At 61.7% G+C, this 13,430-nt stretch carries 18 protein-coding genes; 6 read left to right on the top strand and 12 right to left on the bottom strand.

The features are described 5' to 3' along the window. Positions 1 to 5 precede the first annotated feature (5 nt). Positions 6 to 860 carry an RNA polymerase sigma factor RpoH gene (rpoH, locus tag LOY70_RS28170; protein ID WP_003177476.1) on the top strand — a complete coding sequence of 285 codons (855 nt, stop codon included), beginning with the start codon at positions 6 to 8 and terminating at the stop codon, positions 858 to 860. Between the two features lie 199 nt (positions 861 to 1,059). On the opposite strand, the gene mtgA is transcribed toward rpoH, so the two are convergent. Then, the gene (mtgA, locus tag LOY70_RS28165) at positions 1,060 to 1,782 is read right to left on the bottom strand and encodes a monofunctional biosynthetic peptidoglycan transglycosylase (RefSeq protein WP_265031892.1); all 723 of its coding nucleotides are present in this window, start codon (positions 1,780 to 1,782) and stop codon (positions 1,060 to 1,062) included. Between the two features lie 73 nt (positions 1,783 to 1,855). Between mtgA and LOY70_RS28160 the strand changes: the two genes are divergently transcribed. From LOY70_RS28160 to trmB, 4 genes are all read left to right on the top strand, one after another. Beyond that, positions 1,856 to 2,236, top strand: a complete 381-nt coding sequence (locus tag LOY70_RS28160; RefSeq protein ID WP_025215979.1) for a DUF423 domain-containing protein — start codon at positions 1,856 to 1,858, stop codon at positions 2,234 to 2,236. A 91-nt stretch (positions 2,237 to 2,327) separates the two neighbouring features. Continuing rightward, positions 2,328 to 2,528: a sulfur carrier protein ThiS gene (gene thiS, locus LOY70_RS28155; RefSeq protein WP_265031891.1), complete on the top strand. Its 201-nt coding sequence runs from the start codon at positions 2,328 to 2,330 to the stop codon at positions 2,526 to 2,528. Between the two features lie 56 nt (positions 2,529 to 2,584). After that, on the top strand, positions 2,585 to 3,379 hold the full coding sequence (locus LOY70_RS28150; RefSeq protein ID WP_003177480.1) for a thiazole synthase: 795 nt from the start codon (positions 2,585 to 2,587) through the stop codon (positions 3,377 to 3,379). A 9-nt stretch (positions 3,380 to 3,388) separates the two neighbouring features. Continuing rightward, positions 3,389 to 4,114: a tRNA (guanosine(46)-N7)-methyltransferase TrmB gene (gene trmB / locus LOY70_RS28145; RefSeq protein ID WP_265031890.1), complete on the top strand. Its 726-nt coding sequence runs from the start codon at positions 3,389 to 3,391 to the stop codon at positions 4,112 to 4,114. A gap of 131 nt (positions 4,115 to 4,245) precedes the next feature. On the opposite strand, the gene LOY70_RS28140 is transcribed toward trmB, so the two are convergent. From LOY70_RS28140 to LOY70_RS28095, 10 genes are all read right to left on the bottom strand, one after another. Next, a complete protein-coding gene (locus tag LOY70_RS28140; protein WP_014340681.1) occupies positions 4,246 to 4,569 on the bottom strand; it encodes a DUF3392 domain-containing protein in 324 nt (107 codons plus the stop codon). Between the two features lie 21 nt (positions 4,570 to 4,590). Beyond that, positions 4,591 to 5,790, bottom strand: coding sequence for a radical SAM family heme chaperone HemW (gene hemW / locus LOY70_RS28135; RefSeq protein WP_265031887.1), 1,200 nt, complete (start codon positions 5,788 to 5,790; stop codon positions 4,591 to 4,593). Next, positions 5,787 to 6,383: an RdgB/HAM1 family non-canonical purine NTP pyrophosphatase gene (rdgB, locus tag LOY70_RS28130; RefSeq protein WP_185045904.1), complete on the bottom strand. Its 597-nt coding sequence runs from the start codon at positions 6,381 to 6,383 to the stop codon at positions 5,787 to 5,789. Before rdgB ends, hemW begins: the two co-directional genes overlap by 4 nt. After that, the gene (locus LOY70_RS28125; RefSeq protein ID WP_265031886.1) at positions 6,380 to 6,814 is read right to left on the bottom strand and encodes a DUF4426 domain-containing protein; all 435 of its coding nucleotides are present in this window, start codon (positions 6,812 to 6,814) and stop codon (positions 6,380 to 6,382) included. Before LOY70_RS28125 ends, rdgB begins: the two co-directional genes overlap by 4 nt. A gap of 26 nt (positions 6,815 to 6,840) precedes the next feature. Beyond that, entirely contained in the window at positions 6,841 to 7,461 is a 621-nt protein-coding gene (gene metW / locus LOY70_RS28120) for a methionine biosynthesis protein MetW (protein WP_265031885.1), read from the bottom strand. A gap of 7 nt (positions 7,462 to 7,468) precedes the next feature. Next, a complete protein-coding gene (metX, locus tag LOY70_RS28115; protein WP_123343658.1) occupies positions 7,469 to 8,608 on the bottom strand; it encodes a homoserine O-succinyltransferase MetX in 1,140 nt (379 codons plus the stop codon). Positions 8,609 to 8,916: 308 nt separating this feature from the next. Continuing rightward, positions 8,917 to 9,207 carry a DUF167 domain-containing protein gene (locus tag LOY70_RS28110; RefSeq protein WP_265031883.1) on the bottom strand — a complete coding sequence of 97 codons (291 nt, stop codon included), beginning with the start codon at positions 9,205 to 9,207 and terminating at the stop codon, positions 8,917 to 8,919. A 5-nt stretch (positions 9,208 to 9,212) separates the two neighbouring features. After that, positions 9,213 to 9,803, bottom strand: coding sequence for a YggT family protein (locus tag LOY70_RS28105; RefSeq protein WP_122567400.1), 591 nt, complete (start codon positions 9,801 to 9,803; stop codon positions 9,213 to 9,215). A gap of 10 nt (positions 9,804 to 9,813) precedes the next feature. After that, positions 9,814 to 10,632 carry a pyrroline-5-carboxylate reductase gene (gene proC, locus LOY70_RS28100; RefSeq protein WP_265031882.1) on the bottom strand — a complete coding sequence of 273 codons (819 nt, stop codon included), beginning with the start codon at positions 10,630 to 10,632 and terminating at the stop codon, positions 9,814 to 9,816. 36 nt (positions 10,633 to 10,668) lie between these two features. Beyond that, positions 10,669 to 11,355: a YggS family pyridoxal phosphate-dependent enzyme gene (locus tag LOY70_RS28095; protein WP_123343660.1), complete on the bottom strand. Its 687-nt coding sequence runs from the start codon at positions 11,353 to 11,355 to the stop codon at positions 10,669 to 10,671. A 53-nt stretch (positions 11,356 to 11,408) separates the two neighbouring features. Between LOY70_RS28095 and LOY70_RS28090 the strand changes: the two genes are divergently transcribed. Beyond that, complete coding sequence (locus tag LOY70_RS28090) at positions 11,409 to 12,443, top strand: type IV pilus twitching motility protein PilT (protein WP_123343661.1); 1,035 nt, start codon at positions 11,409 to 11,411, stop codon at positions 12,441 to 12,443. 162 nt (positions 12,444 to 12,605) lie between these two features. Here LOY70_RS28090 and LOY70_RS28085 read toward each other — a convergent pair whose 3' ends face one another. Further along, positions 12,606 to 13,217, bottom strand: a complete 612-nt coding sequence (locus tag LOY70_RS28085; RefSeq protein WP_123416178.1) for a C40 family peptidase — start codon at positions 13,215 to 13,217, stop codon at positions 12,606 to 12,608. Between the last annotated feature and the right edge of the window lie 213 nt (positions 13,218 to 13,430).

Raw genomic sequence — 13,430 nt, 5'->3', positions numbered from 1 at the left:
TTCGTATGACCACTTCTTTGCAACCTGCTTATGCTCTGGTCCCGGGTGCGAACCTGGAGGCCTATGTGCACACGGTGAACAGCATCCCCTTGCTGACGCCCGAGCAGGAGCGTGAACTGGCCGAGAGTCTCTATTATGAGCAGGATCTTGAGGCGGCTCGGCAGATGGTGCTCGCCCACCTGCGTTTTGTCGTACATATCGCCCGCAGCTATTCCGGCTACGGGCTGGCCCAGGCCGACCTGATCCAGGAAGGCAACGTCGGCCTGATGAAGGCGGTCAAGCGTTTCAACCCGGAAATGGGTGTACGCCTGGTGTCGTTTGCCGTGCACTGGATCAAGGCGGAAATCCACGAGTTCATCCTGCGCAACTGGCGCATTGTGAAAGTCGCGACCACCAAGGCCCAGCGCAAGCTGTTCTTCAACCTGCGCAGCCAGAAGAAGCGTCTGGCCTGGCTGAACAACGAAGAAGTCCATCGCGTGGCTGAAAGCCTGGGCGTAGAGCCTCGGGAAGTGCGCGAGATGGAAAGTCGCCTGACCGGCCATGACATGGCTTTCGACCCGGCCGCGGAAGCGGACGACGACAGCGCTTTCCAATCGCCGGCCAACTACCTGGAAGACCACCGGTACGACCCGGCGCGTCAACTGGAAGACGCCGACTGGAGCGACAACTCCAACACCAACCTGCACGAAGCCCTGGAAGTGCTGGATGAACGCAGCCGCGACATCCTCTACCAGCGCTGGCTGGCCGAGGAAAAAGCCACGCTGCATGACCTGGCGCAGAAGTACAACGTATCGGCCGAGCGGATTCGTCAGCTTGAGAAAAGCGCGATGAACAAGCTCAAGGTGTCGATTGCGGCTTGACCTGCGATAGCAGCCCATAAAAAACGCCCCGATCAGTGATGATCGGGGCGTTTTTGTTCGGGCTTGATAATTTGAATTCACTGCTGATCCTGTGGGAGCGAGCTTGCTCGCGATGAGGCCATTACATTCAACATCAATGTTGGCTGTCGAACCGTCATCGCGAGCAAGCTCGCTCCCACAGGGATTTTCAGTGTCTGGGCTACTGCGCCCAGGGCGCCCGCCGCGAATCATTGAGCCCCAGCAAATAACTGTCGCCCCCCAACTGGCTCATCTGCTGGCGAATCCAGCTCGCCCGCCTTAGCACGTAAGGGCTCGGTCGACCGGCGTTCCAGACCCGCGGGTTAGGTAATACCGCCGCCAGCAAGCTGGCCTGTTGCCGGGACAAGGCGTCGGCGCTGATGCGAAAATGATGGCGTGCCGCGGCTTCAGCCCCGAACACGCCTTTATCCCACTCGACGCTGTTGAGATACACCTCGAGGATCCGCTGCTTGGGCCAGAGCACTTCGATCAGTGCGGTGAACCAGGCCTCCAGCCCCTTGCGCAGCCAACTGCGGCCCGACCACAGGAACAGGTTCTTGGACACTTGCTGGCTGAGGGTACTGGCGCCGCGAATCGAACCGCCGCGCCCATTGTGGGCAAACGCGGCCTGGATCGCACCGATGTCGAAGCCCCAGTGTTCGGGGAATTTCTGGTCTTCGCCGGCGATCACCGCGACCTTGAGGCTGTCGGAGATCTTGTCCCAAGGCTGCCAGGTGCGTTGCAGGTCGATCGGCTCGCCGCCGAACCAGGATTCGACCTTGCGCTCGATCATCAGCGCCGTGAACGGCGGCGGCACCACGCGAAACAGCAACACCAGTACAACGCTGCCGACGGCGAACCAGAGCAGGGCTTTAACGAATCGTCGAAACAATAAACGCAGCATAGAGATGGCTTGGCCGAACCCGTCGAGCGGGCCATTATACAGACCCTGTCCACCGAGTCTGATTGGAGTTCTCATGCTGCGTAGCTTTCTGATGCTGGCTGCTTTTTTCGGCTTCACTGGCGTGGCACTGGGGGCGTTTGCCGCCCACGGCCTGAAAAATCGCTTGAGCGCCGATTACCTGGCGATTTTCCACACCGGCGTCACCTATCAACTGGTGCACGCCCTGGCGCTTTTCGGCGTTGCGCTGCTGGCCACGCACATTCCCGGTCGCATCGTCACCTGGGCCGGGATTTCGTTTGTCATCGGCATCCTGCTGTTCTCCGGCAGCCTGTACCTGTTGACGCTTACGGGCATCAGCAAGCTGGGCATCATCACACCGTTTGGCGGCGTGGCGTTCCTGATCGGCTGGCTGTGCCTGGGGCTCGCGGCGTGGCGCTTGCAGCTTGCCGCTTGACGCTCGTCGCTTATAGCTGACCAAGGGACTTGGGTCGCCCTGACTGATCGGGCTAGAATGCCAGCCCCTAAAAATGATGGCGGCTTCCGGCATGCGCATTCAGTTGAACGGCGACCCTCTTGACCTGCCCGACGGCGAAACCGTTGCGGCCCTGCTGACCCGTCTGGAACTCACCGGACGCCGTGTGGCGGTGGAACTCAATCTGGATATCGTCCCGCGCAGCCAGCACGCCGAAACCACGCTGAACGACGGTGATCGTGTCGAAGTGGTCCATGCCATTGGCGGCGGCTAAGTCCCCAGCGGCTTCACAGCATTTCGCAAGAACCTCACCCCAACAGAGGATTTCCCATGAGCATCGTTCGTAGCGACAAGCCCTTCGTCCTGGCCGGTCGTACCTACCAGTCGCGCTTGCTGGTAGGCACCGGCAAATACCGCGACATGGAAGAAACCCGCCTGGCCATCGAAGCCTCGGGCGCCGAAATCGTGACCGTCGCCGTGCGCCGGACCAATATCGGCCAGAACCCGGGCGAACCGAACCTGCTGGATATCCTGCCGCCGGATCGCTACACCATCCTGCCGAACACCGCCGGTTGCTTCGACGCCATCGAGGCCGTGCGCACCTGTCGCCTGGCCCGTGAGCTGCTCGATGGCCACAACCTGGTGAAGCTGGAAGTGCTGGCGGACCAGAAAACCCTGTTCCCCAACGTGATCGAAACCCTCAAGGCCGCTGAAACCCTGGTCAAGGAAGGTTTCGACGTGATGGTGTACACCAGCGATGACCCGATCATCGCCCGTCAGTTGGCGGAAATCGGCTGCATCGCGGTCATGCCGCTGGCCGGCTTGATCGGCACGGGCCTGGGGATCTGCAACCCGTACAACCTGCAGATCATCCTCGAAGAAGCCAAGATCCCGGTGCTGGTGGATGCCGGTGTCGGTACCGCCTCCGACGCCACGATCGCCATGGAACTGGGTTGCGAAGCGGTGTTGATGAACTCCGCCATTGCCCACGCCCAGCAACCGATCCTGATGGCCGAAGCGATGAAACACGCGATTGTCGCCGGGCGCCTGGCGTACCTTGCCGGTCGCATGCCGAAAAAACTCTACGCCAGCGCCTCCTCGCCGCTGGATGGTCTGATCAAGTAAGAGCCATTGATGACTGAATCGAACGACACGCCTGTCCTGCCGGAAGAGGGCGAAGAGCGCCAACACCGCCGCATCAAGAGTTTCGTGATGCGCGCCGGACGCATGACCGAAGGCCAGCAACGCGGCCTGGACCAGGGCACACCGCTGTTTGTCCTGCCCCTGGCCGATGCGCCGGTGGACTTTGACCAGGTGTTCGGTCGTTCGGCCCCGCGCTCGCTGGAAATCGGCTTTGGCATGGGCCACTCGCTGCTGGAAATGGCCGCCGCTTCGCCGGAGCAGGATTTTATCGGTGTGGAAGTGCACCGGCCCGGCGTCGGTGCGCTGCTCAACGGCGTACTGACCCAGGGGCTGACCAACCTGCGGGTCTACGATTGCGACGCTATCGAAGTGCTCAACCGCTGCGTGGCTGACAACAGTCTTGATCGGCTGATGCTGTTCTTCCCAGATCCATGGCACAAAAGCCGTCACCACAAGCGCCGTATCGTCCAGGCGTCGTTCGCTGAACTGGTGCGCAGCAAGTTGAAGGTCGGCGGTGTGCTGCACATGGCCACCGACTGGGAACCCTATGCCGAATACATGCTGGAAGTGATGAGCGTCGCCCCTGGCTATCGCAACCTGGCCGAAGACGGCAAGTGCGTGCCACGCCCGGCCGAACGGCCGATCACCAAGTTCGAGCGCCGTGGCGAACGGCTGGGGCATGGGGTTTGGGATTTGAAGTTCGAGAAGGTGGCGTAAACATCACGCGGTAAACACTGTGGGAGCGGGCTTGCTCGCGAAGAGGGCGTGTCAGACAACATTTTTGTCGACTGATACACCGCATTCGCGAGCAAGCCCGCTCCCACATTTGTTTTCTGGCGTGCTCTGGATCAGCGCCGATCCGCCACCACGCCAATCAACACCAGCACCACCAACAACACCGGCGCCAGGCTGTAGTTGTTGAACTGGCTCAAACCCCTGACGATCCATGGCGTGGCATAGATCAGCGCGGCACCGCTGCCGATCATGCACAGCAGGGCGATCAGCGGGACGCGCAGGGCGCCGGCGATGCTGCCCAGGCGTTGTTCGACCCAGCCCTTGATGTCGGCGCCAAACAGCACCAGCAGGCAGCCCACCAAGGCCAGGGAGATTTCCGACAGGTTGCTGCGGCTCCAACGGGACACGGTGGCGAGCAGGTCGAGTACCAGATCCATTCGATTTCCTTGTTTGGGTAATTAGCTCAAAAATGTCTGCAGCAAGTCATTGAGAAACAGCTGTCCACGCTCGGTGGCCGCCAGACGTGTCGGTTCGACCTGCAACAACCCGCTTTGTTCGGCCTCGCGTCGGCCTTCGGCCAGGCTTTGCAGGGACAGGCCGGTGCGCTCCGGATACAACCGCGCGTCAACGCCTTCGGTCAGGCGCAGGGCGTTCATCAGGAACTCGAAGGGCAACTCTTCGTTGGCCAGGATTTTCTCGCCGGCGAGGAAGCGCTTGGCCGGGTTGAGGTAGTCCTTGGGCAGGCGGGTCTTCCAAGTGCGTACGATGCGCCCGTCCGGGTGGCTGAGCTTGCCGTGGGCGCCGGCGCCGATGCCGATGAAGTCGCCGAAACTCCAATAATTGAGGTTATGCCGCGCCGCCCGGCCGGGTTGGGCGTAGGCCGAGACTTCGTATTGGGCGTAGCCGTGCTCGGCCAGCAGCGCTTGCCCGGCTTCCTGGATGTCCCACAGCGTGTCGTCTTCCGGCAAGGTCGGCGGCTGGTTCCAGAACACCGTGTTCGGTTCCAGCGTCAGTTGGTACCAGGACAGGTGGGTCGGCTTCAAGGCGATGGCCTGGCGCAGGTCGCCCAGGGCGTCGTCGAGGGACTGGTCGGGCAGGCCATGCATCAGGTCCAGGTTGAAGTTATCGAACCCGGCCTGACGGGCCATGCCGGCGGCGCGTACCGCCTCGTCACCGTTGTGGATCCGCCCCAGGGCCTCGAGCTTGGCCTGCTGGAAGCTCTGGATACCGATGGACAGGCGATTGATGCCCAGCGCCCGGTACGCGACGAACTTCTCTTGCTCGAAAGTGCCGGGGTTGGCTTCCAGGGTGATTTCAATGTCAGGGGCGAAGGGTATCCGCGCCTCGACACCCTTGAGCAGGCGGCCCAAAGCTTGGGCACTGAACAGGCTTGGCGTACCGCCACCGAAGAAGATCGAGCTCAATTCGCGATCATGCACCCCGTGCAGGTCCTGATCGAGATCGGCCAGCAAGGCGTCGACGTATTCCTCTTCCGGCAGCTGCGGGCTGGCGGTGTGGGAGTTGAAATCGCAATAGGGGCATTTGCGTACACACCACGGGATGTGGATGTACAACGCCAGGGGCGGCAGCACTGGCAGCGGCGCCCGAGGTGTCTGTGCACCGCCGTGAATCAGCGGTGCGGGAGAATCCATGGTCATTGCAGGCCCAGGCGTTGACGCAGCAGGGCCATGGCGCGGGCGCGGTGGCTCAGCTGGTTTTTTTCCACCGGGCCCAGTTCGGCGCTGGAGCAGTTGCGCTCCGGCACCCAGAACAGCGGGTCGTAGCCGAAACCGTGTTCGCCGCTCGCCTCGGTGAGGATGCGCCCGTGCCACAAGCCTTCGCACAGGATCGGCAACGGATCATCGGCATGCCGGACCAGGGCCAGCACGCACACGAACTGCGCGCCGCGCTCGGCTTCCGGCACGTCCTTGAGGGCCTCGAGCAGCTTGGCGTTGTTCGCCGCGTCACCTTGGCCGTCGGCGTAACGGGCCGAGTAGATGCCCGGCGCGCCGCCGAGGAAGTCCACCGCCAGCCCGGAATCGTCGGCCAATGCCGGCAGGCCCGAGATGCGTGCGGCATTGCGGGCCTTGAGGATGGCGTTCTCGACGAACGACAGGCCGGTTTCTTCAGGTTCCACCTGGCTGAACTCGCCAATCGAGCGCAACTGCACCGATCCACCGAGCATGGCCTGGAGTTCCTTGAGCTTGCCGGCGTTGTGGCTGGCCAGTACGAGTTGGGTGAGGTTCATCATTGGCCCGGGAACAGTTCCTGGTTGAAGTTGAGGGTGTTGATCTTGTCGCCGGTTTGCACCTTGATTTCAAAGGTGCGGGTTTCCTGTTGGTCCACTGGATACTGGGCGATGTAATAGATCGCGCCTTGTTCGGCAATTTCTTTGAAGTTCAGCGTGACACTGCTGCTGGTAAGGTCTTTGACCGACCCGCTGACCTGGGCCTTCAAAGGCTGGCCGCCCTTTACTACCGAGACGTTGATCACGCCCTGGTTCTTGTCGCGAGCCAGCCCGGCAGCTTTGGCGATATTCGGCGTCAGGAAGGTGGAGTTGAACGTGTTGTAGTGCACGGTGACGTCACCGAACACTTCCTTGCGCTCAGCCTTGATGACATCGGCGGCCATGGCGCCAACGCTCAGGCAAGCGGTGATGAGAAACAACGCTAGACGTTTCATGTCGTGCTCCTGGGTACGGCCGGGGATTACACCGCGACCTGGTAATCGGCAAGGCCTGGGCTGCTGACCCGATAGATGCCTATTTCACCTAACAGATTAGGCCATAGCTTGCTGGCCCACCCGTGGCGGTGCTGCTGGTCCACCGCCAGGCGATCGAGGACCTTGGCTTCACGTTCGCGGCACAGCGCTTCGAAATCCTTGAAGGTGCAGAAGTGGATGTTCGGCGTGTTGTACCAGGTGTAGGGCAGGAACTCCGACACCGGCATGCGGCCCTTGCTCGCCAGGTACCAGCGGCAACGCCAATGCCCGAAGTTGGGGAAGGTGATGATGCACTGGCGTCCGACCCGCAGCATTTCGTCGAGGATCTTGTCCGGGTAGTGCACCGCTTGCAGTGCCTGGGTCATGACCACGATGTCGAAGCTGTTGCTGGCGAAGTTGCCCAGGCCCTTGTCCAGGTCCTGCTCGATCACGTTGATGCCCTTGGCCACGCACTCGGCAATGTTGTCCGGGTCGTTTTCCAGGCCATAGCCGGTTACTTGCTTGTTGTCCCGCAGCCAGGTCAGCAGTTCGCCGTTGCCGCAGCCCAGGTCGAGCACGCGGCTGCCGGCGGGGATCCATTCCTGGATGATGTCCAGATCGGCTCTCATGGCGTCCTCACAGCGTTATACGGTTCATGTAGTTGCCGAACGCCTGCAGGTAGCGCGGGATCGGGATCAAGAAGGCGTCGTGGCCCTGGGGCGCGTCGATTTCCAGGTAGCAGACGTCCTTGCGCGCGGCCATCAGCGCATCCACCAGCTCCCGGGAGCGCGCCGGGGAGAAGCGCCAGTCGGTGGTGAACGACATCACGCAGAACTTGGCCGTGGCGCCGGCGAAGGTTTTCGCCAGGTCGTCGTCGAAGTTCGCCGCTGGATCGAAGTAGTCCAGTGCCTTGGTCATCAACAGGTAGGTGTTGGCGTCGAAGCGCCCGGAGAACTCCTCGCCCTGATAGCGCAGATAGCTTTCCACCTGGAACTCGACGCTGTGGAAGTCGTAGTTGAGCTTTTCGCTCTTGAGGCCACGGCCGAATTTTTCGCCCATGGAGTCATCGGACAGGTAGGTGATATGCCCGACCATCCGCGCCAGCATCAAGCCACGCTTGGGGATCACGCCGTGTTCCTGGAACGAGCCACCGTGGAATTCGGGGTCGGTGAGGATCGCCTGGCGCGCCACTTCGTTGAAGGCGATGTTCTGCGCCGACAGCTTGGGGGCCGAGGCGATTGCCAGGCAGTGGCGCACGCGGTCCGGGTAGGTGATGGTCCATTGCAGGGCTTGCATGCCCCCGAGGCTGCCACCGATGACCGCTGCCCACTGGGCGATGCCGAGGCGATCGGCCAGGCGTGCCTGGCTGTGGACCCAGTCTTCGACGGTGAGCACCGGGAAGTCGGCGCCGAAGGGCTTGCCGGTGTCCGGGTTGAGGCTGCTGGGACCGGTGGAGCCGTTGCAGCCACCGAGGTTGTTCAGGCTGACCACGAAGAATTTGCTGGTATCGATGGGCTTGCCCGGGCCGATGCAACTGTCCCACCAACCGGGCTTGCGGTCGTCGGTGCTGTGGTAGCCGGCGGCGTGGTGATGCCCCGACAAGGCGTGGCAAATCAGCACGGCGTTGCTCGCCGTGGCATTGAGCGTGCCGTAAGTCTCGAAAATCAGGTCATAGGCTGGCAACGAACGGCCGCAAGCCAGGGCCAGGGGCTCGCTGAAATGCGCCATTTGCGGCGTCACCAGACCAACGGAATCGGGGGGAAAGGCAGCTGGCATCGACCCTGCTCGCGTTGAAATGAGGCGTAAGTCTAAAGACCGCTGTGGCAAGCGGCAAGCAAAGGCGCGGGACGGATTTTTTGGCCCACCGCAAACCAGTCGCCGGAAAATTTATTTGTGGTGAGGATATTTCTCTGTGGCCAGGTGGGATTTCTCTGTGGCGAGGGGATTTATCCCCGTTGGGCTGCACAGCAGCCCCTGAAGCTGGCATCTCGGTGTGTCAGGTTGATTGAGTCGCTGCTTTTAGGGCCGCTTCGCAGCCCAGCGGGGATAAATCCCCCTCGCCACAAGGTTCCGGCGCTAACCGATCAAGTGCGTGTTAGCCCAGGCAACTCCGGCAGCTTCTTCGGCGCATGAATCCGCACCCGCTTCTGCCGGTTCAATTCGCCGCTGATCAGGCTGACCTGACTCTTGGACACGCCAAACGCCTTGGCAAGGAACGCCTTCAGGTACGCGTTGGCCTTGCCCTCGACCGGCGGGGCGGTGAGGCGGATCTTGAGGCGGTCACCGTGCAGCCCGGCGAAATCATCGCTGCGGGCGGCCGGTTGCAGGTGACACTCCAGGATCAGGTCGTCGCCGTCCCAGCGAAAGTAGCTCACGTGGGTCAGATCAGCAGGCGCAGGATTTCCGGCATCATGGTCATTGCCGCCAGGTTGTTGATCACCAGCATGTCGATCAGCTTGAGCACCATGAACGCCAGGATCGGCGAGATATCCAGGCCGCCGAGGTTCGGCAGGATGCGGCGGAACGGCGCCAGGGCCGGCTCGCAGATCTGGTTCACCAGCTCGGCGCCCGGGTTATGGCTGCTTGGAGCGACCCACGACAGGATCACGCTGATGATCATGGCGAAGAAGAAAATCTTCAGGAACAGCGCGGTCACGCCAATGAGCGACCAGATCAGCAATTGCAGCGGGTTACCGGTGGTACCGTAGGTCAGCAGCAGGGTCAGGGCCATCAGCGCCAGTTGCACCAGGATCGCCAGCACCAGCGAGGACATGTCCAGGCCGAACAGGCTCGGAATGATCCGACGCAGGGGCTTGAGCAGCGGCTGGGTGGCCTTGACGATGAACTGGCACAGCGGGTTGTAGAAGTTGGCGCGCACCAGTTGCAGCACGAAACGCAGCAGCACGATCAGCAAGTACAGGCTGCCGAGGGTTTGCAGCACGTAGACCGCTGCAGTGTTCAATCCAATCATGAATGGCTCCTTATTGGCCCAGTTGTTCGGCCAGTTCGGCCGAGCGGTGCGCGGCGGCGCCGAGTGCTTTTTCCACCAGGGCTTCGAAGCCCCCGGCCTGGAACGATTTGATGGCCGCTTCGGTGGTGCCGGCCGGAGAGGTGACGCGGCGACGCAACTCGGCCGCGTCGACATCGCTGGCGACGGCCATGTGCGCGGCGCCCAAGGCGGTTTGCAAGGTCAGTTGGGCGGCGACTTCCCGTGGCAGGCCGAGTTTCTCGCCGGCGGCGGTCATGGCTTCGATCAGCAGGAAGAAGTACGCCGGGCCCGAGCCGGAGACGGCGGTGACGGCGTCCAGTTGTTGCTCGGTTTCCAGCCACAGCGCCAGGCCGACGGCCGACAGCAGTTCTTCGGCCTGCTGACGTTGTGCTGCGGTCACTTGTGCCGTGGCGAACAACCCGCTGACGCCCTGGCGCAACAGCGCCGGGGTGTTGGGCATGCAGCGCACAATCGGTTGGGCACCCAGCCAGTTGTTCATGCTGGCGCAGGTGATACCCGCGGCAATCGACACCACCAGTTGATGGGGCTTGAGGCTGGGGCGCAGGGCTTCGCACACGGTTTTCATGGCTTGCGGCTTGACCGCCAGGACGATGACGTCCACGCCGTCGATGGCCTGGGCGTTGTCGGCGAAGGTTTCGATGCCATGCTCGGCGCTCACGCGGGCGCGGGTTTCGTCACCCGGATCGCTGGCGCGGATCCGCGAAGCATCCAGGCCCTTGGCCCGCAGGCCGCCGATCAGGCTGGCCGCCATGTTGCCGGCGCCGATGAAGGCAATACGCGTGTTGCTCATGACAGGTCCTTATTAAAGAAATGAGTGGGTCATGCTTCAGGATTGACCGTAGTCGCGGGCACCAAACAGCGCGGTACCGACGCGCACCCAAGTGGCACCCTGGGCGATGGCCGACTCGAGGTCATGGCTCATGCCCATGGACAGGGTGTCCAATGGCAGGTCCAGGCTGGCTTGCAAACGTTGCACGGCGGCGAACGCCGCATCCTGGGCGCCGCGATCATCGGTCGGCTCGGGAATCGCCATCAACCCACGCAGCTTCAGGCGTGGCAAGGCACTGATGGCGTTCGCCAGCGCGGGCAGGTCGGCGGGGGTGCAGCCGGACTTGCTGGCTTCACCGCTGACATTGACCTGGATACAGATGTTCAGCGGCGGCAGCTCGGCGGGACGCTGCTCGGACAGGCGTTGTGCAACTTTCAAGCGATCCACGGAATGCACCCAGTCGAAGTGTTCGGCAATAGCGCGCGTCTTGTTCGATTGAATGGGGCCGATGAAGTGCCAGATCAAGGGCAGGTCGGTCAGTTCGGCCTGTTTGCCCAGTGCTTCTTGCAGATAGTTCTCGCCGAAGTCCCGCAGGCCGGCGGCATGGGCTTCGCGCAGGGCCTGGGCGGGCTTGGTCTTGCTCACGGCCAGCAGTTGAACGCTGTGTTCGGTACGGTGGGCGGCTTGCTCCGCAGCGCGGATACGCGAACTAACCTGAGCAATGTTGTCTGCTATCGTGGACATAAGGAAGCGCCAGCGGTGAGGTTCGCGGCATTCTACTGGAATTGAGGAGCGCTATGGATATCACTGAGTTACTGGCGTTCAGCGCCAAACAGGGCGCGTCGGACCTGCACCTGTCCGCTGGGTTGCCGCCGATGATCCGCGTCGATGGCGATGTGCGACGCATCAACCTGCCAGCGCTGGACCACAAGCAGGTTCATGAGCTGATCTACGACATCATGAACGACCGGCAACGGGTAGATTACGAAAAGTTTCTGGAAACCGATTTTTCCTTCGACGTGCCAGGCGTCGCCCGGTTTCGGGTCAACGCTTTCAATCAGAATCGCGGCGCGGGGGCGGTGTTCCGCACCATTCCGTCGAAAGTGCTGACCATGGAAGACCTGGGGATGGGCGAGGTGTTTCGCAAAGTGACCGAATCGCCGCGGGGGCTGGTGTTGGTGACCGGACCGACCGGCTCGGGCAAATCCACCACCCTGGCGGCGATGATCGACTACCTCAACAGCCACAAGCACCATCACATCCTCACCATCGAGGATCCCATCGAATTCGTTCACGAACCGCGCAAATGCCTGATCAACCAGCGCGAAGTGCACCGCGACACCCAGGGCTTTTCCACGGCCCTGCGCTCGGCGCTGCGGGAAGACCCGGACGTGATCCTGGTGGGAGAGATGCGTGACCTGGAGACCATCCGCCTGGCGCTGACCGCCGCCGAAACCGGGCACCTGGTGTTCGGCACCCTGCACACCACGTCGGCGGCCAAGACCATCGACCGGGTGGTCGACGTGTTCCCGGGCGACGAGAAGTCCATGGTTCGCTCGATGCTGTCGGAGTCACTGCAGGCGGTGATTTCCCAGACATTGATCAAGAAGATCGGTGGCGGCCGGATCGCCGCGCACGAGATCATGCTGGGCACCTCGGCCATTCGGAACCTGATCCGCGAAGACAAGATCGCGCAGATGTACTCGTCGATCCAGACCGGTGGTTCGCTGGGGATGCAGACGCTGGATATGTGTTTGAAGGATTTGGTGAGCAAAGGCGTGATCAGCCGCGAGCATGCGCGGGAGAAGGCGCGTACGCCGGATAATTTCTAGGGGATCGGCCAGGGGATTTGCAGCGCTTCTGCAGGCCCCATCGCGAGCAAGCTCGCTCCCACATTTGATTTGCGGCGGACACAATCTCTGTGAACACTGAAAATCAAGTGTGGGAGCGAGCTTGCTCGCGATGGGGACATCAGCTGTGACACAAATGCTTGATCAGCGCTGAACCACCCGCAACCCACCCGGTTCTTTCGGCAAGACCCGCTTGGCCACCACGTAATGGGTATCCCAGTACGGTTTGTTCAAGGTGTCGATGCTCACCGACTTGCCGCGGCGCGGGGCGTGGATGAAGCGGTCGTTGCCCAGGTAAATGGCCACGTGATTGACCCGGCGGCTCTTGAGCTTGAAGAAAATCAGGTCGCCGGGCTTGAGATCCTTGCGATCGACTTTCTCGCCGTGACCGGAGGCCATCGCATTGGAGGTGCGTGGCAGGTCGAACGTGGCGTCGTTGAAGGCATATTTCACCAAACCGCTGCAATCGAAGCCTTTACTTGGGCTGCTGCCGCCCCAACGGTAAGGTGTGCCGAGTACATTCACGGCGCGGCTCAATACGTTGCTGCTCGCCTTGGTCGCCATGGGCGGAACCAGCTTGCTGTTGGCATTGCTCACGCGCTGGGTGCTTGGCTTGTTCTTGCTCAAGGAAGCAGAAACATGGGATTTCGGGGTGTAGCCGTTGACGTTGGGAAGACGTTGCTCACGATTGGTGGCGTGGGCGGCCAGTGGCAATAATAGGCAAAGGGTCAGCCATGTCTTGAAAAATGGACGCATTAGGCAAGGCTCTTAAAGGTTAGCGCGCAACTTTATAACAGCTTTTTTCGCGTTCCTGAGGCCGTTTGTCGATTCGAAAGTCGCTACGAACCCCGCACAATTGCGACAAATTGACCCGATTGTCCGACAGAACCCCGACACCACGGGGGTTTGCTTGGTTCAGGTCGCTCAAGACCGCTTGTCGGCGAGACACAAAAAAGTCACAAAAAATCC

Source organism: Pseudomonas sp. B21-054 (genome assembly GCF_026016345.1).
In the GTDB taxonomy this organism is placed as follows: domain Bacteria; phylum Pseudomonadota; class Gammaproteobacteria; order Pseudomonadales; family Pseudomonadaceae; genus Aquipseudomonas.
Note: the sequence above shows the minus strand (reverse complement) of the source record. Positions and strands in the feature narration are given on the sequence as shown.